The organism is Lysinibacillus sp. FW301-JW8 (genome assembly GCF_058788755.1).
The window spans coordinates 1-18,898 of sequence record NZ_JBYTBB010000072.1 but is presented as its reverse complement, the minus strand read 5'-3'; the positions used below and the strand labels follow the sequence as shown (position 1 = coordinate 18,898).

Here is an 18,898-nt window from a genome sequence, read left to right as displayed (position 1 = left end):
TGAATTTTCCAAAACCCCTATATTTCTAGGCTTTGTCATATATTTTCTCTCCCAAGACTATTTTTCTAAAAATTTTTTTTACATAATTTTTCTGAAATGTATTGCAATTTTGTGAACTGTCTCATAAAATGAAGATGTGAATTCACTTAACTAGCAAAATCAAGTCTTGAAGCAGTAAAAATAAACACAAAATGGGGAATGTTAATGGCGAACAATCAAGCAAACAAAAGCGTCGTGATTGACTATGATGCAATTGCAAATCAACAATCGTTTAAATCACTTGTACGTAGAAAGAATTCATTTCTTTGGACTATGACTGTAGTCTTTTTAGCAGCATATATGTTGCTACCCGTTCTTACTTCGTACACGACAATTCTACACCAAAAGGCATTTGGGGAAATCACTTGGGTGTGGGTTTATGCAGCAGGATTATTCATTATGACATGGAGTTTATGTCATTTATATGTAGCAAAAGCAAATAGCTACGATAAAGAAGCACAGGCGATTATCGCTGAATATGAGAACGGAGGTGGCCGCCGATGAATGATGGAGGAATGAGTTTTACAGCCATATTCTTTTTCGTTGCCATTGTAGGTTTAACATTAGTTATTACATGGTGGGCATCTAAGCGTACCTCTTCAGCAAGTGACTTCTATACTGCTGGCGGTGGATTAACAGGCTGGCAAAATGGACTAGCTATTGCTGGTGACTACTTATCAGCAGCCTCTTTCTTAGGGATTGCCGGTGCAGTTGCATTATTTGGATTTGATGGATTCTTCTTCTCTATTGGTTATTTAGTAGCTTACTTAGTGGTATTATACATTGTTGCAGAGCCTTTACGTAACCTTGGGAAATTTACATTGGCTGATATGATTACAGCGCGTTTCAATAGCTCAAAAGTTCGTGGAACGGCAGCTTTAAGCACTATTACAATTGTTTTATTCTACATGATTGCACAACTAGTTGGTGCAGGAGCACTTATTCAATTACTTTTAGGGATTGACTATTGGATTGCCGTATTAATCGTAGGTGTAATGATGACAACTTACGTATTATTCGGTGGTATGACTGCTACATCTTGGGTACAAATTATTAAAGCATGTCTTTTAATGATAGGTACTATCATTATTTCATTCTTGGTATTAAAAGAGTTCGGCTTCAGTATTGCTACAATGTTCAAAGAAATGGGGACTGCTACTGAAAGCGGTGCAGCTTATTTAAACCCTGGTCTTAAATATACAAATGGTATTGATACGATCTCCATGTTAATCGCTCTTGTGTTAGGTACTGCTGGTCTTCCACACATCCTAATGCGCTTCTTTACAGTAAAAGATGCGAAAACAGCTCGTTCTTCAGTTATTTGGGCTACATGGATTGTAGGTATTTTCTATGTACTTACGATTTTCCTAGGCTTCGGTGCAGCAAAATTCGTTGGTAAAGAAGAAATTATTGCAGCAAACGCAGCTGGTAACATGGCTGCCCCACTTCTTGCGGAAGCACTTGGTGGCGACATTCTATTCTCATTCGTTTGTGCGGTAGCATTTGCAACAATTTTAGCGGTAGTAGCAGGTCTTGTACTTTCTGGTGCGTCTGCCCTTTCTCACGATATTTATGGTCAAATCGTTAAAAAAGGTCAAATTACAGAAAAAGAGCAAGTACTTGCAGCTCGTATCGGTTCTATTACAATTTCTATTGTTTCTATCCTTTTAGCACTTGGTGCACAAACATTAAACGTAGCGTTCTTAGTATCACTTGCATTCTGTATTGCAGGTTCTGCTAACCTACCAGTAATCATTTATACAATCTATTGGAAACGCTTTAATACAGCTGGTGCTGTAACGGCAATGCTAACAGGTTTAATCTCTGCATTAGCACTTGTTGCGGTATCACCAAACATCTGGAATCCAGTTGAAGGAAAAGCAATTTTCGTGGGTGACCCATTAATTATGTTAACAAATCCAGCATTAATTTCGGTACCACTTGGTTTCCTTGGTGGTTTCATTGGAACATTACTTTCTAAAGAAAGCGATGATAAGAAATACCGCGAAGTGGATGTTAAAGCAAACACAGGTATTTCTGTACAAGACGTATCTCACTAATAATATGACAATTGCCTCGTAAGTAAATTACTTACGAGGTTTTACTTTTTCTGCTTTATTCAGTATTATATTGATAATAAACAATGGAGGTAATACTATGTCACAATCAAGAGCCAAAAAGAAACGTATGCATCTAAAGCGTACAAAAGGAAAAAACGTTGAAATCGATCGTCAATCCTCCCCTTTTAGCACACATGAACGTGTCACAAAGACAAAGCAGGAAACAATAGAACGCAACTTTACAAAATACAAAAAGCAGCGTATAGATGAATAAACACTATATACTGCTTTTTTATTTAGTATAGATTGTAAAATGATTTTGTATTTTGTGTAATTATTTTTGCCGCTTCGTGTGTTGATAACGCCTTTATTGATGCAATGACCTCTACAGAATGGTTCATCATCCAGGGAGATGTACGTTTATTGTCAAAAGGACCTTCAAATGGCCAAGGCCCATCCGTTTCCACCATGATTAGCTCAATTGGATATCTCATAATAAGCTGTTGAATCTCCTCTTCATACGTACAATCAGGCGTAACAGAAATAAAATAGCCATTCTGGATCATGCGTTCGATCACTTTCTCATCTCCCTTGAACCAATGGAAATGGGCTTTTGTTACTTGATGTTTTTCAAGCAAGTCACAAACAAGTGCTGCATCCTCATAAACTGCATGTAAAATAATTGGTTTATCTAATTCCTTCGCTAACAAAACAAACTGTTCCAACAATGCTGTATATGGACGATAATCAATAGATTTTTCTTGCTTTAAATAATACGGCAGACCTACTTCCCCTATTGCTACCATTTCATGTGTATGTTGACGTATCCAATCAAATAAAGCATCCATTTCGTTTTTACTAGGCAGGGCTTGCTCAGGATGAAAACCAAACGCAACCTTTACATTTTTATAAGTTTTCGACAGCATCCACGTTTTTTCACATGATGCAAGATTCATACTGACCGCAATAACATGTTCAGCTTTCTCTAATAAAGAAGGTATCTCGTTTTCCAGATACTGATCTAAATGAATATGGGCATCAATCAACATGAACATCACCCTTCTCTTCTTTTAAAAACGTAAATAATTGTTGCTTTAATGCTGCAAATGTCTCCGAATGACGAATCTCCTCTTGTCGTGGTCGTGCAAAAGGAACAATTATTTCTTGTTTAATTGTTGCTGGTCGTTTCGATAGCACAATAATACGATCCGCCAAAAATAGCGCTTCCTCAATACTATGGGTAACAAATAAAATGGATTTTCGATATTTTTCCCAAATGGATAATAGCCAAGCCTGCATTTCTAGTCTTGTAAATTCATCTAGCGCAGAAAATGGCTCATCTAAGCATAAAATAGGCTTGTCACTAACAATTGCACGAATAAAGGACACTCGCTGCTGCATACCGCCAGATAGCTCTCTTGGATAGGCATTAATAAATGAAGCAAGACCCACTTTTGCTAACCACTCCTTAGCAAGTTCTACATTTGGTCTTTGCTGAAGCTCCTCTACAATTGTGACATTTTCTAAAATGGTTCTCCATGGTAATAAGCATGGCTGCTGAGGCATATAGCCAATCGTTCCTCTTTTCTGCTGTATATCTACACCGTTTAATAAAATAGCTCCCTTATCAATAGAAGAAACACCGCCAATTAATTGAAAGAGCGTGCTTTTCCCACTACCAGATGGACCAATGATTGCCACAAATTCACCGTCCTTTACCTCAAAAGATAAATCTCGAATGACCTGAAGAGAATCAAAGGATTTATCAATATTTTGAACGCTTAGCATGGAATCCTCTCCCCTTCACAGTAAGTTTTTCTAGCAGTAGAATAGCGCTAAATAATACTAAACTTAAACAGACAATAGCCAAAATTGCCACAAACACACGATCTGTACGAAATGATGATTGGGCCAATGTCATATAGACCCCAATTCCCTTTTTGGCACCTAACCACTCAGCAATAACAGCCCCCATAACGCTGTATGTGGCAGCAATTTTAATACCCGAAAAAATAGATGGGTATGCAAATGGCCATTCTAGCTTCCAAAAAGTTTGTGCCTTTGTTGCCCCAATCATCTCAAAATAATGCTTCAACTCCGGTGAGGTTTGACGAAAGCCATCCATTGCTGCAATAACAATTGGGAAAAAGCATACAAGACAAATAATGATAAGTTTAGGTAATAAACCAAAGCCAAACCAAATAATTAATAACGGTGCTAGGACGAGTATAGGAACGTTTTGTGACATAATGAGAATGGGATAAAATAGCTCTCGAATAAATGAAAAACGATGCAGGAGCACAGCAACTGCTAGTCCACAACCTATGCCAATAGTAAGTCCTAGTAAAGCTAATTTCACTGTTGCGAAGGCATGAGGCATAAATGTTTCATACGATTGTATACCTTCTGTCAAAATAGCACTTGGTGCCGGCAATAACCAATGCGGTATATCTGCTAAACGCACGATTAGCTCCCATATGAATAAGAGGAAGGCGATAAAAATTATCGTCCTTCCCTTTTGTATTGCCCACTTCATCACTGGTATTTCTCCGTTAATGTGCCCATTGTAATCCCAGTTGGCTGATATAAAATTTTCACTTGCGTAATAACATTGATGGCACCAAGCTCTATCATCTTGATATTCATTCGTTCAATAATTTGTAGTAACGTTGTCAGCTCACCCTCCATTGTCGTTTCTAAAGGGTGCACCTCATATTTCACACCTGATGCATCAATAATAGCAATGGCTGCATCAACAAATGGAATAACATCTTCATATTTTTCTGTTTTCGGGATAATTTGTACACTGATTAATGAGTTTGCCATATTACTTTGTCTCCTTTTTCGGTAAAAAGTCGTTTGTAAATGCTTGTACTGCGTTAAATTCGCCCTCTAAAACGTTGTTGCTAGTCATCCACTTCGCGTAGTTTTCCCAGACAGTTAACTTTTGCTCGCCCCATTGAGCAGCGTCATCCTGATACTTATCTGCCAGCCACTCCTGACTTTTATGCACAAGATCTTTATCTAAATCAGGTACTGCCTCAAGTAAAACATCTGCTGCCTCACTTGGATTACTGATCGCATATTCATAGCCCTTTGCCACGGCAGCGACAAATGCTTCAACTGTCTTTGGATCATCCTTAATCATTGTTTCATTCGTAGCTAGAACGGGTGTATAATAATCCAGTTGATCACTATAATCTGTTAAATACAGCATGTTCAGCTTTTCACCACGAAGCTCAGCTTCAATTCCAGTCCAAGCATAATAAATCCATGCAAAATCAATATCTTTTTTCATCATTGTAAAGAAATCTATATCGCCGGCATTAATAATATCTAATTTATTAATATCTGCATTTTCAGTTTGCATTAATGATTGTAAAACGGCCTGCTCAAGAGGAGCTCCCCAGCCACCATACGTTTTCCCTTCAAATTCCTTTGGTGATGTAATGCCCTTAGAGGCAATTGAGGCAAAGCCAGAAGTATTATGCTGAATAATCGCCGCAATCGATACTAGAGGTACATCCTGTACACGAGCTTGAGTAATTCCCTCCTGATAGCTTACACCAAACTGTGCCTTGCCAGACGCCACAAGCTGATCCGCTCCTGCGTCACCAGGTTGTAAAATATCAACATCTAAGCCCTGCTCTTCAAAATAACCTAATTTCTTAGCAACATATAGCCCTGTATGATTTGTATTTGGTGTCCAATCGAGTACAACGGACACCTTTTTCAATGCATGTTCATCCTTGTTGGTATCCTTTTTTTCGCTACAGCCAGCTAATGTTAAAAGAGCAGCCATAAGAACCAATAACCATTTTTTCATGCTGAATCCTCCCAGTAAATAGTGTGAAAGTGTTCATGAGTGAATGTTTTAACCAGAAGAAAGCGTATTCATAGAATATCTGTAATTAATGTAAAGAAAACATAAAAAAACGCCCAGGAATCCTCCCAGACGTTGTGCAATCAATATCAAAAACTTACTTTTTTTGAATAGATGTTCCCTACGCTGGTACGAGCCAAATCAGGTTCAAAGGGTCAGCGTCTAACGGACACAATCTCAGCTGGCACTACCAGCCCCCCTACATTCTTTACATATGAACTTTTCGTTGATTATTATACCCATATCTCACTGTAAATAACAAGGCTCTATTTAATAATAACGCTGTAAAAATATTTTAACTGCATCGTCTCTCGCTTCAAGAATTCCACCCTCTGTGAGATACTTTTCATTTAGCCCAAATACCTGTAATGTTCCTTCCATAGTATATCGTGGCTCAAAGAGAGCTAATGGAATATCTTTAAAGTCGTAAAGTGGTGTTAATGAACCATCTTCTTTGACTTGATAAGATCTAAAGCGATATTTTTCCTCCTTCGGTATCCATTCGTATAGAGCAAGATTATTTTGATAGGCTGTTAAAGTAATGGCTTTTTTACCATCAAGTTTATGATAGGAGCCATCCACTAAATCAACATATCCTGTCTCTAAGCTTTCTCCCGTTTCAAAAGAAGCATAGATTTTATGGTCAGTCATTGACATGTCATGTATGCGTTTAAAAGGTAAATCGTATTGTTTTTCTTTTTCCGTTTGAACATCATAGAGCGTAAAGCGGACCGTTTCTACTCCATCTTTTTTAAAGGCACTTGGTAGGAGCAATTGATTGTCCTGATAAATTGGCTGGCTTACTGCACTATTATCAAAGGCTTGTTTAAATTGTTTTACCTCATTTGTACGCAGATTTGTTAAGCTATAAATGGTATGACCTGTCCTTGTATCAGATATTTCTGTCAGTAACGTATCATCTTCTAAATCCATAAAAGTATCCGTAGGAAAGCCTTTGACCTCTAATGTTACTCTATTTTTTACGAACATAGATTTCCTATCATCAACCATCCAAGCAAGCCAATCTTCATTTACTAACATTTTTGAAATAGGGAATTTACTTGTTACTTCCACTTTTTCAATATGTGTATCGAGTGCATAGGAATAAATGGTATTGCCTTCGTAATAATAAAAGGAGTTCGTTGCATCATCAAAGACAGCTGTAAATAATGTATCAGCAGATCGACCAGGGATACTAATTTCTTCATAGAATTGCTCAGTTATTTGCGAAATCGTCAATTGTTCCTTTATTTCATCTATAAATGGATAACTTAGTAAAGCCGTAAGTGCTAAAGCTGAAATTCCTACTGCTATGGGCTTCCACACATGTTTTTTTACAGGGGTTTGCTGTTGCTCAAATCTAACATGAGCAGCCTCTAAAATCTCTTCTTTTTTTTGAGGAGTTAATGCTAATTGATCTGGTATAGTAGCCTTTAATCGATTACGTAAATTCATTTCCATTATAAAACCCCTCCTTTTCTAATTGGATACCTACTCGTTTTCTCCCTCTTGCTAGCCTTGTTTTCACTGTATTGATTGAACATTGTAAAATGGATGCGATATCGGTGATAGATAGTTCATCATAGTAATAAAGCCAAAGAACCTCTCGATATTTCGTTTCTAATGTAGTAATGCTGTGAGCAATAACATCCATTTCCTCCTGCTTTAAAATTTGAGATTCCACTGATATAGAGGCTTCCTGCTTTTTAAAAAGACTAGTTAACTCTGTTTTTCGATATGCCCAGCTTTTAAAGTAATTATGACACTCGTTGACAACCATACGGTACAAGTAAGTTTTCACACTAGAACGCCCTTCAAATTGCTCCATATGAATGTAATAGCGGATGAACACTTCCTGCACAATATCCTCTGCCCTTTCTTTACTTTTTACATATGTATAAGCTAGTCGAAGTAAGTAATGACCGTATAAATCCATAGCCTCCCGTAAATGTATATCTCGTTGTTGTTTCTCCAAGCAATTCCCTCCCTTCATCAATTTGTATAAGTTAGACAAAGCACAATGCTCATTGGTTTCATTTTTCCATTAATTTTGTATTAATGGCATTATTCAACTGGTGCTGAATAACGATAAAAAAATCACTCATAATGAATGGCACTTTAAAAATTAAAAAAAGTCAATTTGCATCACATTTTTTGTGGCAAATCGACTTTTTTAGTGTCCTCCTCATAAAGAGGCTGAGCTTCAATTTAGCTTGGATTTTGTTCTTTTTTTGCTGTTAATACATGTGAGATCTGTCCGTCAGTTGCAATATCTACTTTAAACGAGCCATTTGAATGACGATCTGCACGGGTTAGTGCATGAACATCTACGATCTCTTGTACACCTTTTTCAGTTTCAATGATAACATGCTCCTCATCTGTCGCCTTGACTACTGCAACGATACGATGAGGGTTTGCCTTTAATTCAGTTAAAACCTTTAAGCCCCGTTTCGCACGACTAGCCATCTCTACTTCAGCTACATTCATTTTCTTCACAGCACCTCGCTGCGTTACAATAACAACGTATTCTGTGTCGTTTGGCTGTAAAACATTGACACCAACAAGTGCTTCCCCATCTTTTAAGGTAATCCCTTTGACACCACCAGTTTTCACACCAGTTACTGGTAACTCCTCCATTGGGAAACGGATGGCATAGGCTGTATCAGTTGTTAATAATAATTCAGTGTCATCCGTAACGAAATCTGCAAATATCATTTCATCGCCAGCTTTTACATTCATTGTTTTTATCGGCTTCGAATAACGGGTAACTGCATAATCTGCCAAAGGAGATCGTTTAATTTGTCCATCTTTCGTAGCCGTTAAAATATAGGTATTTGTTTGTTCAAATGTCTCGAAACCATAGACCGCAATAATAGATTCATCCTCTCCAGTTGGCACAATACTCGATATATGCTGACCGAGATCCTTCCAGCGAATATCTGGTAGCTCATGAACAGGCTGGTAAATATAATTGCCTCGATTTGTGAACAGCAGCAGATGATGCTGTGTATTTAAGTTTTCTTCATACAATAAATAATCTGAATCCTTCATCGCAATATCCTGACCATTTGAGGCTGCATGGGAACGTGTAGATGTCCGTTTAATATAACCATCCTTTGTTACAGTAACGACAACCTCTTCACTTGGTACAAGGACATCTAACGTAATTTTGATTTCTTCAATTTCTTGTTCAATTTTCGAACGACGTGGCTCTGTAAAGCGTTTTTTAATATCAAGTAACTCCTGTTTTATGACGCGGATAAGCTTTGCTTCACTATTAAGAATGCCCTCTAGCTTGGCAATCAATTTATTTAATTCATCCTGTTCTTGGCGAAGCTCTGTAATGTCCGTGTTCGTTAAACGGTATAATTGCAAGCTAACAATTGCCTCAGATTGCACCTCTGTAAAGTCAAACTTAGTTTGTAAATTTAGTTTCGCATCTTTTTTATCATTAGAAGAACGGATCGTAGCAATCACTTCATCTAAAATAGACAATGCCTTAATTAAGCCGTCAACGATATGCGAACGATCCTTAGCCTTTTGTAGATCAAAAATCGAACGGTTTGTAACGACCTCTTTTTGATGGGCAATATACGCATCAAGTAATAAAGGTAATGTCATCATCGTTGGACGACGATTATGAATGGCAATCATATTAAAATTATAAGCTACTTGTAAATCCGTAGTTTTAAATAAATAATTTAAAATACCTTGCCCTGGTACATCTTTTTTCAGCTCAATGACCACACGTAAGCCTGTACGGTCCGATTCATCGCGAATTTCCGCAATACCTTCTAGACGCTTATCGACGCGTTGCTCATCTATTTTTTTCACAAGATTCGCTTTATTAACATCATATGGCAATTCCGTAATGATGATCTGCTCTTTGCCGCCTTTAATAGGTTCCACAACAGCTTGCGCACGGACAATGATTTTACCACGGCCTGTTTCATAAGCTTTTTTAATTCCATCAACACCTTGAATAATACCACCTGTTGGGAAATCTGGACCTTTAATAACTGTCATCAACTCATCAACCGTTGAATGAGGCTTTTCTAAGCGCATTAGAACACCGTCCAGCACCTCATCAAGAGCATGAGGAGGAATATCTGTAGCATAGCCGGCTGAAATACCTGTCGAGCCATTCACCAGTAAATTTGGAAAGCGTGCTGGTAACACAGTTGGCTCCATATCCTGATCATCAAAGTTTGGCACGAATTCAACAGTTTTCTTGCCAATATCACGTAGCATCTCTGCGGCAATAGCTGATAGTCTTGCTTCTGTATAACGCATCGCTGCTGGTGGATCACCATCAACAGAGCCGTTATTGCCATGCATTTCAATCAACATATGACGCGCTTTCCAATCTTGACTCATGCGCACCATAGCTTCATAAACTGAGCTATCACCATGAGGATGATAGTTACCAATTACATTTCCGACCGTTTTAGCGGATTTACGAAATGGTTTATCGTGTGTATTCCCCTCAGAAAACATTGCATATAGTATACGACGCTGCACAGGCTTAAGACCGTCACGTGCATCAGGCAACGCGCGGTCTTGAATAATATATTTACTATAGCGACCAAAACGGTCACCCATCACTTCTTCTAAAGGTAAATCTTGAAACTTTTCCGTACTACTCATGCTTGGTCCTCCTCTTGTTGGATGAATTCATTGTCTAAAATATTTGAATCATCCTCCATACCGAAGTTTACATTGGCTTCGATCCATTTTCGACGCGGTTCAACTTTATCGCCCATTAATGTTGTGACACGTCTTTCAGCTCGTGCACCATCCTCAATCGTTACACGAATTAACGTACGTGTTTCAGGGTTCATCGTCGTATCCCACAGCTGGTCTGCATTCATCTCGCCAAGACCTTTATAACGCTGCAATATGTAACCCTTTCCAACTTTTTTGATGGCCTTTTGTAAATCATTTTCAGTCCAAGCATATTCAATCACTTCTTTTTTACCAGTACCCCTTGAAACTTTATACAATGGTGGTAAAGCAATAAAGACCTTGCCCGCTTCAATTAATGGGCGCATGTAACGATAGAAAAACGTTAATAGCAACACTTGAATATGTGCACCATCCGTATCGGCATCGGTCATAATAACGACTTTATCATAGGCTGAATCCTCAACAGAAAAATCTGTGCCAACCCCTGCTCCAATTGCATGAATAATCGTTGAAATTTCCTCATTTTTCATGATGTCCTGCAGCTTGGCCTTTTCCGTATTAATGACTTTACCGCGCAATGGTAATATGGCTTGGAATGTACGATCTCTCCCTTGCTTTGCGGAGCCCCCAGCAGAATCACCTTCGACTAAATACAGCTCGTTTTTCGCAGCATTGCGAGATTGTGCGGGTGTTAATTTTCCAGAAAGTATGGTACTGGCCTTTTTGTTTTTCTTGCCATTACGTGCATCTTCCCGTGCTTTACGAGCCGCTTCACGAACTTGCTGTGCACGAATAGCTTTACGCACAAGGGATGCGGATAGCTCGGCATTTTCCTCAAGCACATATAAAATTTGCTCAGAAACCACACTATCTACGGCAGAACGAGCCTCACTCGTCCCTAGCTTGCCTTTTGTTTGCCCCTCAAATTGTAGTAAATGCTCAGGAATACGTACAGACACAATCGCTGCCAGACCCTCTCGAATATCTGTTCCTTCAAGGTTTTTATCTTTATCTTTTAACAGACCAATTTTTCTTGCGTATTCATTAAACACACGAGTTAATGCTGCTTTTGCGCCTGTTTCATGTGTGCCGCCATCACGTGTACGAACATTGTTAACAAAGGACAGAATTGTTTCTGAATAGCCATCGTTATACTGGAATGCAAATTCTACTTCAATATCATCCTGGATCCCTTCCACATATTTGACAGGATGAAGAACGTCTTTTTCCTCATTCAAATACGCAACGAAAGCTTCAATGCCGTTCTCATAAAAGAACACATCACCTTTGCCTTCCTCGCGTTCATCGATTAACTCAATTTTTAAGCCCTTCAATAAAAATGCCGACTCGCGTAAACGTTCTGCAAGTGTATCATAATTGAATTTTGTAACAGAAAAAATCTTGTCATCTGGTAGAAAGTGGACTAGTGTACCTGTTTGTTTCGTACTGCCGATTTCTTCAAGAGTCGTGGCTGGATGGCCACCATTTTCAAAGCGTTGGCAGTATTTCTTACCATCACGGTGTATTGTAACTTCTAAAAATGTTGATAACGCATTAACGACAGAAGAACCTACGCCATGTAAACCACCACTCGTTTTATAGCCGCCTTGTCCAAATTTACCGCCAGCATGTAAAATCGTAAAAATAATTTCAGGTGTTGGCTTCCCCATTTTATGCATACCAGTTGGCATTCCTCGACCGAAGTCACGCACGCTAATACTCTGATCTTTATGAATCTTGACAATAATATGAGAACCAAAGCCAGCCAATGCTTCATCCACCGCATTATCCACGATTTCATACACGAGGTGATGAAGTCCACGGCCATCTGTAGAACCGATATACATGCCGGGTCTCTTTCGTACCGCTTCTAATCCTTCTAATACTTGTATAGCGTCATCATTATAGACGCTTGGTGACTGCTTATTCGTCAAAAAATTCCCCTCCAAAAAACAAACGGATGTTCTATTTATCTTCTCTTCCTAATAATAATAGCATTTCCTGTCAATAGCTAGCGACAGGCCCAATAAAATTTTAATTCCCCACAGCTTCCTCATTTTTAAAAGTAATCATCTGCATTGTCATAAGCTGTCATATTCCCTTGACGCAAGGACTTAAGCTTTTGTTGCATAACTCATTCATCTCTTCATCTATAGAAATGTAAGTAATCTGTACCTGACACTCCGCTTTCGGTACAAAAACATAAGTTGCTGTCGCACAGTAAAGATTTGCTGAATCAAGTAAAACACCAAATGACTAATAACCGATTATAAACTTTCAACTAAAACAAAGATAACTCGTGAAGGTTTTCAATTCTTCATGCAGAAGCATTTAATAGCCACCCTAATAGGAATGGATATGTAGATTAACAATAAAATGGGTATCTTCTGTCTGACTGAAGATTCATACTAGCATTTCCATGAAATTTAAGATAGACTTCTATTCTACCAAAGGAAAGGATGATTGACAAAATTGCCATTTTACCTATATTTTTAGAAAAGGATTGTCTTGATGATGGGAAGCTCGTGTCAAATAGCCTAACCTCAGTGCAATATACATATCGAAACCCTTGAAAAAATAGTTATCTTTTGTATTGAATTCAAGGAACGTCATGAAATCTCCTTCCTGACATTGTAGATTATCAAGAAAAAGTGTAAAATACTTGTTACAAACTATTAGTACCAAGTGATGAATTACCAATGAAAGGAGTCCAGCTATGTTAAATGGACTTATTATTTTATGTGCTTATCTAATTGGCTCTATACCTTCTGGATTATGGATAGGTAAAATTTTTTATAAAACAGATATTCGTGAACATGGTAGTGGTAATTTGGGTGCCACGAATACCTTCCGTATCTTAGGAAAAAAAGCAGGAATCGTCGTAACCATTATGGATGTTCTAAAAGGGACAGCAGCTGTATTGCTAGTAGCATTGCCGATATTTTCTGAGGTCTCCATACACTCATTAATTCTTGGACTTATAGCGGTTATTGGTCACATGTTCCCTATCTTTGCAAATTTCCGCGGAGGAAAAGCTGTAGCAACATCAGCTGGTGTTCTCTTAGGATATTCATGGCCTTTATTTGTCTTACTTTTTATTACATTTATTGTAACGTTAAAAGTCACAAAAATTGTAAGTTTAACTTCCATGATTGCCGCTTTAGTAGCACTTATTTATTCAATCGTTTATTATTTTGTTACAGGTGATTTTGCGTTAAGCATTTTAGTAGCATGTTTATTCACCTTTATTATTTATCGTCACCGTGCAAACATTGGCCGCATTAAAAATGGGACCGAGCCAAAGGTGAAATGGCTGTAGCAAAGAGAGGAGCATTCTAATGAATATTGCACTAACAGATGAAGCCCTGCATTGGTTTAAACGAGAAATGGAAGTAGAAACAGGCGATACCATTCGTTTTTATGCAAGATACGGAGGTTCTAGTCCATTTCACGAAGGCTTTTCTCTTGGTATGACTCGTGAGGAGCCAATCGAGATTGGTGTCAAAACAGTGATTGATGGCGTTACCTACTATATTGATGAAAAAGATTTATGGTTTTTTGATAGCCACAACCTACATGTAGATATTGATGCTACAAACGATGAATTAAAATATGACTATCGTAAATAAAGCCGTGTTTCCTTTCGTTTATACGAAGGGAACACGGCTTTTTCATTTGCCGCAAACTAAATAGAATAAATTTCTATCTTTGTTTATCTATCCTGATATTTGTCCATTCTATAGGTAGTGAATGCACGATTGGAGGAGGAAAGAAAATGTCCGTTTCAAAAAGTACAGATGCCTCCCAACCAAATTCCAATGATGAACTCCTATTTAGTTCACTTTCGAGTAATGTAAAATTGATTCGAAATACACTTGGAAATAGTAATGACCTGATTATACGAGAAATTACCATTGGAAAAGCTGAGAAACACACAATCGCAATTGTTTATATGGATGGCTTATCTGATAAAACAACCATTTCGGATACTGTTATTGATAAGCTCATGCTCGATATGGTTGAAGTAAATGGCTCAGATACAGATATAGAAACTATTTATCAGTATATAAGAGAATCTTGTTTGACAGTCGGTGATGCAAATAATATTTCTCATTTCTCAGCACTGTACACTGCTATTTTGAATGGTAATACAGTTATCTTATTAAATGGAGTTACCACTGGTATCGTAACAAGTACAAAAAGTGCTAAAGATCGAGAGGTTACAGAGCCTACAACAGAATCTGTGATTAGAGGACCAAGGGAATCCTTTACTGAAACATTACGCACAAACACAGCCCTTATCCGCCGAAAAATTAAAAGCCCTAATCTTTGGATAAAATCTCGTGTGGTTGGAGAGGTAACGCAAACAGATGTAGCCGTTATGTATTTAAATGGCATTGCGAATGACAAAATAGTGGCAGAGGTTCTGACACGTATAGACCGTATTAATACTGACGGCATATTAGAAAGTGGTTATATCGAAGATTTTATTCAAGATTCTAAATTCACAATGTTTCCAACAATTTATAATTCTGAACGGCCTGATGTTATTGCTGGAGAATTGTTAGATGGGAAAATTGCTATTTTAGTGGATGGTACACCCTTTGTGTTGGTGGTACCTGCTTTATTTACATCTTTTTTACAATCTGCAGAGGATTACTATCAGAACTGGATCATCAGTTCACTTATTCGCTTACTAAGATTTTTAGGAATAAGCCTTGCGTTGGTAGCACCATCACTTTATGTTGCCATCACCACCTTTCATCAGGAAATGCTTCCAACCGCTATGCTTATTAGTATTGCTTCCCAACGAGAAGGAATTCCTTTTCCCGCAGTGGTTGAAGCACTTATTATGGAGATTGCATTTGAAGTATTACGAGAAGCGGGTCTTCGTATGCCAAGAACCATTGGACCTGCCGTATCCATTGTAGGGACCCTAGTCATTGGCCAAGCTGCCGTTGAAGCAGGAATTGTATCAGCTGTAATGGTTATTATTGTGGCATTAACAGCGATTTGTAGCTTCCTATTCCCTGCCTATGGCTTATCGAACACCATTCGAGTTCTACGCTTTCCATTAATGGTTGTAGCAGCAATGCTAGGTTTATTTGGTGTTATGTTTGGAATAATGATGATTATCCTACACTTATGTAGTATTCGATCTTTCGGTGTGCCCTACTTCAGTCCATTCGGGCCATTAATTTTAAAAGATCAAAAAGATGCGTTAGTATTATTTCCACGTAGAGCTTTATTGACTAGACCACGCTTAGTCAGTCAAAAAAATACCGTTAGAGGACGTAAATATTCGGATACGAAAAAAAGAAATAACACTAATGTGTAAACGAGGTATGGCATATGTCAAAATTCAGCCTAATTTGTTTCCTACTAATCCTACCTTTGCTACTAAGTGGTTGCTGGAGTAAGCGTGAACTAAATGAATTAGCAATTGTCCTAGCACTCGGAATTGATAAGGTCGATGATGAATATGAGTTATCCATTCAAGTGGTAGATCCTAGTGAAATTTCTACTAGACAGCCTTCTACTGGGCGCACTCCTGTGATTACCTATCACGCAACAGGAGAAACCGTTTTTGAAGCTATTCGAAAAATGACAACGTTAGCAGCTAGGAAACCCTATTTTTCTCATCTTAGGATTGTTGTTATCGGTGAGGAATTAGCGAAAGAGGGAATAAACGAGGCACTAGATTTAATTTCCAGAGACCATGAATTCCGAAATGATTTTGATGTCATCATCTCTCATCAGGCAAGTGCTAAGGACGTTTTAAGTGTGTTAACACCCATTGAAAAAGTACCAGCCAACAAAATGCTAAATTCTTTGAGAGTGTCCGAAAAAGTTTGGGGCTCCACCATTTCCATCAATATTGATGATTTAGTTAATACTTTAAACAATAATGAAAAAAGTGCCATCCTTTCAGCTATTGAAATACATGGTGATCCAAAATTAGGAATGGATCAGACAAACGTCAAAAGAGTGAAGACCCCAGTACTGTTAAAGTATGCTGGTTTGGCTATCTTTAAAAAAGATAAATATATCGGACTTTTAACAGAAGATGAAAGTAGAGGACTTAGCTATATTAATGACAAAATAGATAGCACGATTGAAATTATCGCTTGCACAAATGGAGGCACTCTGTCAACCGAAATTACCCAATCAACTACCAAAGTAAAAGGTCAATTTAAAAAGAGCTCTCCTCAGATAAATGTGCATATAGACGTAGAACAAAATGTTGGAGAAGTTGAATGTAATATGAAGCTTTCTAGCAATAAATCCATTCATTATATAAATAAAAAAACTGAGGAAGTTATTAAACAACAAGTTGAAAAGACAATTAGAACTGTTCAGCAAAATTATCAAGTGGATGTTTTCGGCTTCAGTGAAGTACTTCATCGTTCAAATGCTAAACAATGGAATAAAATAAAAAATGATTGGGAGACAATTTTCCCTGAGCTTCCTATTAACGTTGAGGTTCATGTTAATACACAAGGATTAGGAACAATGCAAAACTCATTATTACACAAGTCCAATAAGGAGGAGTAAAGCCATGGTAATGACGCTATTTATTCTTGTTATTTCGTCTATAATTGCCTTTGCCTTTATCCCAAAATTAAATAAGAAGAAAGAAACGAAAACGATCATAACTTTTTCAATTCTTTTATTACTTGCTGCTGCATTAAATATTGGAGTCGCATTAAAGCTTAAGATTCCAAGTCCACTTGACTTTATCACGTTTATTTTTTCTCCAATCAAAGATCTAATTGTTTCACTTACAAAATAAAGAAGAAGGGGTTACTCATAATGGAAAAAGAAATCATTAGTTCAAGACAATTTATGATCATTACCCTTCTCTTTTCTATTGGAACTGGCATATTAATTATTCCTGCTAATATAGCAAGTGAAGCAAAGCAGGATGCATGGATTGCGGCAATTATCGGAGTTGCAATAAGCTTTCTCTTAGTAAAGCTATATATTTCTTTAGGAAAACGCACACCTTCCCTTACATTCATTGAGGCAAATGAAAAAATACTTGGTCGCATTTTCGGAAAATTTACAGCAATCGGCTTTATAGTTCTTACCTTGCTTTCCTCAGGTGAACTATTATATTTTATTGGTATTTTCATGAAAACAGAAGTGATGCCAGAAACACCTACTATGGCATTTGCATTGCTGTTTAGTATCATCATAGTGTATGCTGCCTTTCTTGGCATTGAGGTATTTGCACGATCTGCAGAGATTCTATTCCCTTTTTTTATCTTGATTTTTATCATCTTTGCAGTATGTATAACACCTCAAATTAGTTTCGATAATGTACAGCCAATCTTGGAGACACCTAAAAAATCAATTTTATTTAGTATTATTCGATTTATGAGTATTTTTTCTTTTCCACTAGTTGTACTGTTAATGCTTTTCCCATCTGCCGTAAATGTTCAAAAGTCTGCACAAAAGGGATTTTACATTGGAGCGATTATCGGTGGTATTGTCTTAATTGTACTAATTACCTTATGTATTCTTGTGCTAGGTCCCTCCAATACCGCCTCTCGTACCTTTCCTAGCTATGCATTGGCGCAAAGAATTTCTATCGGTAATTTTTTACAGCGTATTGAGATTATTATGGCAGGCATGTGGATTATATCTATTTATATTCGAACGTTCATGTATTTTTACGCCTCAGTCATTGGTATAGCGCAGATATGTAAGATACAGGATCATCGTCCACTTATTTTTCCACTTGGTTTATTAATGATTGGTCTTTCACAAATTGTTCATCCTAATATCGTTCATTCCAATGTCTACAACAATGAAATTTGGCCAATATTTTCTGCTATATTCACCATTATTTTGCCGTTAACTTTACTGATGATCGCGATGATCCGCAAAATAGATGGGCATTCACAAGGTGAAAATAGCAATGAAGTTCAAACTACGAGCAATAATCATGCACAAAACGCTAGTGAGAATAAATGCAATAATGCTTCACAGGATGATAACCACAGCGATTCTAAAAATGAGGCACAAAATAAAAATAACCGTGAAAATGATAGTAAGCCGCAGACTAAAAATGAAAATGATGTAAAAACTGATCAAGGTAAAAGTGAACATTAAAAAAATGATGACCTTATATTTTATCAGGTCATCATTTTCATGTTGTTGAAATACTATTATGTCAATGAAATCAAGGTGACAAATTAAATAGTATAGCCCTTTTTCAAAACGA

General features: G+C 37.5%; 18 protein-coding genes and 1 riboswitch. Of the genes, 9 read left to right on the top strand and 9 right to left on the bottom strand.

Going from position 1 to position 18,898, the window contains the following annotated elements:
- Positions 1 to 204 precede the first annotated feature (204 nt).
- The 3 genes from AC3WOM_RS22410 to brfA all read left to right on the top strand — a co-directional run bounded on the left by AC3WOM_RS22410 (position 205) and on the right by brfA (position 2,373).
- Positions 205 to 543: a DUF485 domain-containing protein gene (locus AC3WOM_RS22410; protein ID WP_427544628.1), complete on the top strand. Its 339-nt coding sequence runs from the start codon at positions 205 to 207 to the stop codon at positions 541 to 543.
- Between the two features lie 11 nt (positions 544 to 554).
- On the top strand, positions 555 to 2,099 hold the full coding sequence (locus AC3WOM_RS22405; protein WP_427544653.1) for a solute symporter family protein: 1,545 nt from the start codon (positions 555 to 557) through the stop codon (positions 2,097 to 2,099).
- A gap of 97 nt (positions 2,100 to 2,196) precedes the next feature.
- A complete protein-coding gene (gene brfA, locus AC3WOM_RS22400; RefSeq protein ID WP_427544626.1) occupies positions 2,197 to 2,373 on the top strand; it encodes a ribosome rescue factor BrfA in 177 nt (58 codons plus the stop codon).
- A 22-nt stretch (positions 2,374 to 2,395) separates the two neighbouring features.
- Here brfA and AC3WOM_RS22395 read toward each other — a convergent pair whose 3' ends face one another.
- The 9 genes from AC3WOM_RS22395 to parE form a co-directional block, all read right to left on the bottom strand.
- Positions 2,396 to 3,148 carry a TatD family hydrolase gene (locus AC3WOM_RS22395; protein WP_427544624.1) on the bottom strand — a complete coding sequence of 251 codons (753 nt, stop codon included), beginning with the start codon at positions 3,146 to 3,148 and terminating at the stop codon, positions 2,396 to 2,398.
- Positions 3,138 to 3,887, bottom strand: a complete 750-nt coding sequence (locus AC3WOM_RS22390) for an ABC transporter ATP-binding protein (RefSeq protein WP_492448401.1) — start codon at positions 3,885 to 3,887, stop codon at positions 3,138 to 3,140. The genes AC3WOM_RS22395 and AC3WOM_RS22390 overlap by 11 nt, the downstream gene beginning before the upstream one ends.
- Positions 3,865 to 4,635 (bottom strand): ABC transporter permease, encoded by a 771-nt coding sequence (locus AC3WOM_RS22385; RefSeq protein ID WP_492448405.1) that lies wholly within the window; start codon positions 4,633 to 4,635, stop codon positions 3,865 to 3,867. Before AC3WOM_RS22385 ends, AC3WOM_RS22390 begins: the two co-directional genes overlap by 23 nt.
- A complete protein-coding gene (locus tag AC3WOM_RS22380; RefSeq protein WP_427544621.1) occupies positions 4,635 to 4,925 on the bottom strand; it encodes a thiamine-binding protein in 291 nt (96 codons plus the stop codon). The genes AC3WOM_RS22385 and AC3WOM_RS22380 overlap by 1 nt, the downstream gene beginning before the upstream one ends.
- A gap of 1 nt (position 4,926) precedes the next feature.
- Complete coding sequence (locus AC3WOM_RS22375) at positions 4,927 to 5,925, bottom strand: ABC transporter substrate-binding protein (protein WP_492448400.1); 999 nt, start codon at positions 5,923 to 5,925, stop codon at positions 4,927 to 4,929.
- A 158-nt stretch (positions 5,926 to 6,083) separates the two neighbouring features.
- Positions 6,084 to 6,193, bottom strand: a riboswitch (TPP riboswitch).
- 59 nt (positions 6,194 to 6,252) lie between these two features.
- Positions 6,253 to 7,443: a hypothetical protein gene (locus AC3WOM_RS22370; protein WP_492448399.1), complete on the bottom strand. Its 1,191-nt coding sequence runs from the start codon at positions 7,441 to 7,443 to the stop codon at positions 6,253 to 6,255.
- Positions 7,424 to 7,957 carry a sigma-70 family RNA polymerase sigma factor gene (locus tag AC3WOM_RS22365; protein ID WP_492448398.1) on the bottom strand — a complete coding sequence of 178 codons (534 nt, stop codon included), beginning with the start codon at positions 7,955 to 7,957 and terminating at the stop codon, positions 7,424 to 7,426. Before AC3WOM_RS22365 ends, AC3WOM_RS22370 begins: the two co-directional genes overlap by 20 nt.
- A 233-nt stretch (positions 7,958 to 8,190) precedes the next feature.
- Positions 8,191 to 10,629 carry a DNA topoisomerase IV subunit A gene (gene parC / locus AC3WOM_RS22360; protein ID WP_492448397.1) on the bottom strand — a complete coding sequence of 813 codons (2,439 nt, stop codon included), beginning with the start codon at positions 10,627 to 10,629 and terminating at the stop codon, positions 8,191 to 8,193.
- Positions 10,626 to 12,602 (bottom strand): DNA topoisomerase IV subunit B, encoded by a 1,977-nt coding sequence (gene parE, locus AC3WOM_RS22355; RefSeq protein ID WP_492448396.1) that lies wholly within the window; start codon positions 12,600 to 12,602, stop codon positions 10,626 to 10,628. Before parE ends, parC begins: the two co-directional genes overlap by 4 nt.
- Before the next feature lie 782 nt (positions 12,603 to 13,384).
- Between parE and plsY the strand changes: the two genes are divergently transcribed.
- The 6 genes from plsY to AC3WOM_RS22325 all read left to right on the top strand — a co-directional run bounded on the left by plsY (position 13,385) and on the right by AC3WOM_RS22325 (position 18,786).
- Positions 13,385 to 13,987, top strand: coding sequence for a glycerol-3-phosphate 1-O-acyltransferase PlsY (gene plsY / locus AC3WOM_RS22350; RefSeq protein ID WP_427544609.1), 603 nt, complete (start codon positions 13,385 to 13,387; stop codon positions 13,985 to 13,987).
- 19 nt (positions 13,988 to 14,006) lie between these two features.
- Complete coding sequence (locus AC3WOM_RS22345; RefSeq protein WP_427544607.1) at positions 14,007 to 14,297, top strand: HesB/YadR/YfhF family protein; 291 nt, start codon at positions 14,007 to 14,009, stop codon at positions 14,295 to 14,297.
- 146 nt (positions 14,298 to 14,443) lie between these two features.
- Positions 14,444 to 16,006 carry a spore germination protein gene (locus AC3WOM_RS22340; protein ID WP_427544605.1) on the top strand — a complete coding sequence of 521 codons (1,563 nt, stop codon included), beginning with the start codon at positions 14,444 to 14,446 and terminating at the stop codon, positions 16,004 to 16,006.
- A gap of 14 nt (positions 16,007 to 16,020) precedes the next feature.
- Positions 16,021 to 17,223, top strand: a complete 1,203-nt coding sequence (locus AC3WOM_RS22335) for a Ger(x)C family spore germination protein (protein ID WP_427544603.1) — start codon at positions 16,021 to 16,023, stop codon at positions 17,221 to 17,223.
- A 4-nt stretch (positions 17,224 to 17,227) separates the two neighbouring features.
- Positions 17,228 to 17,461: a hypothetical protein gene (locus tag AC3WOM_RS22330; protein WP_427544601.1), complete on the top strand. Its 234-nt coding sequence runs from the start codon at positions 17,228 to 17,230 to the stop codon at positions 17,459 to 17,461.
- 20 nt (positions 17,462 to 17,481) lie between these two features.
- A complete protein-coding gene (locus tag AC3WOM_RS22325) occupies positions 17,482 to 18,786 on the top strand; it encodes a GerAB/ArcD/ProY family transporter (protein WP_492448395.1) in 1,305 nt (434 codons plus the stop codon).
- Positions 18,787 to 18,898 lie beyond the last annotated feature (112 nt).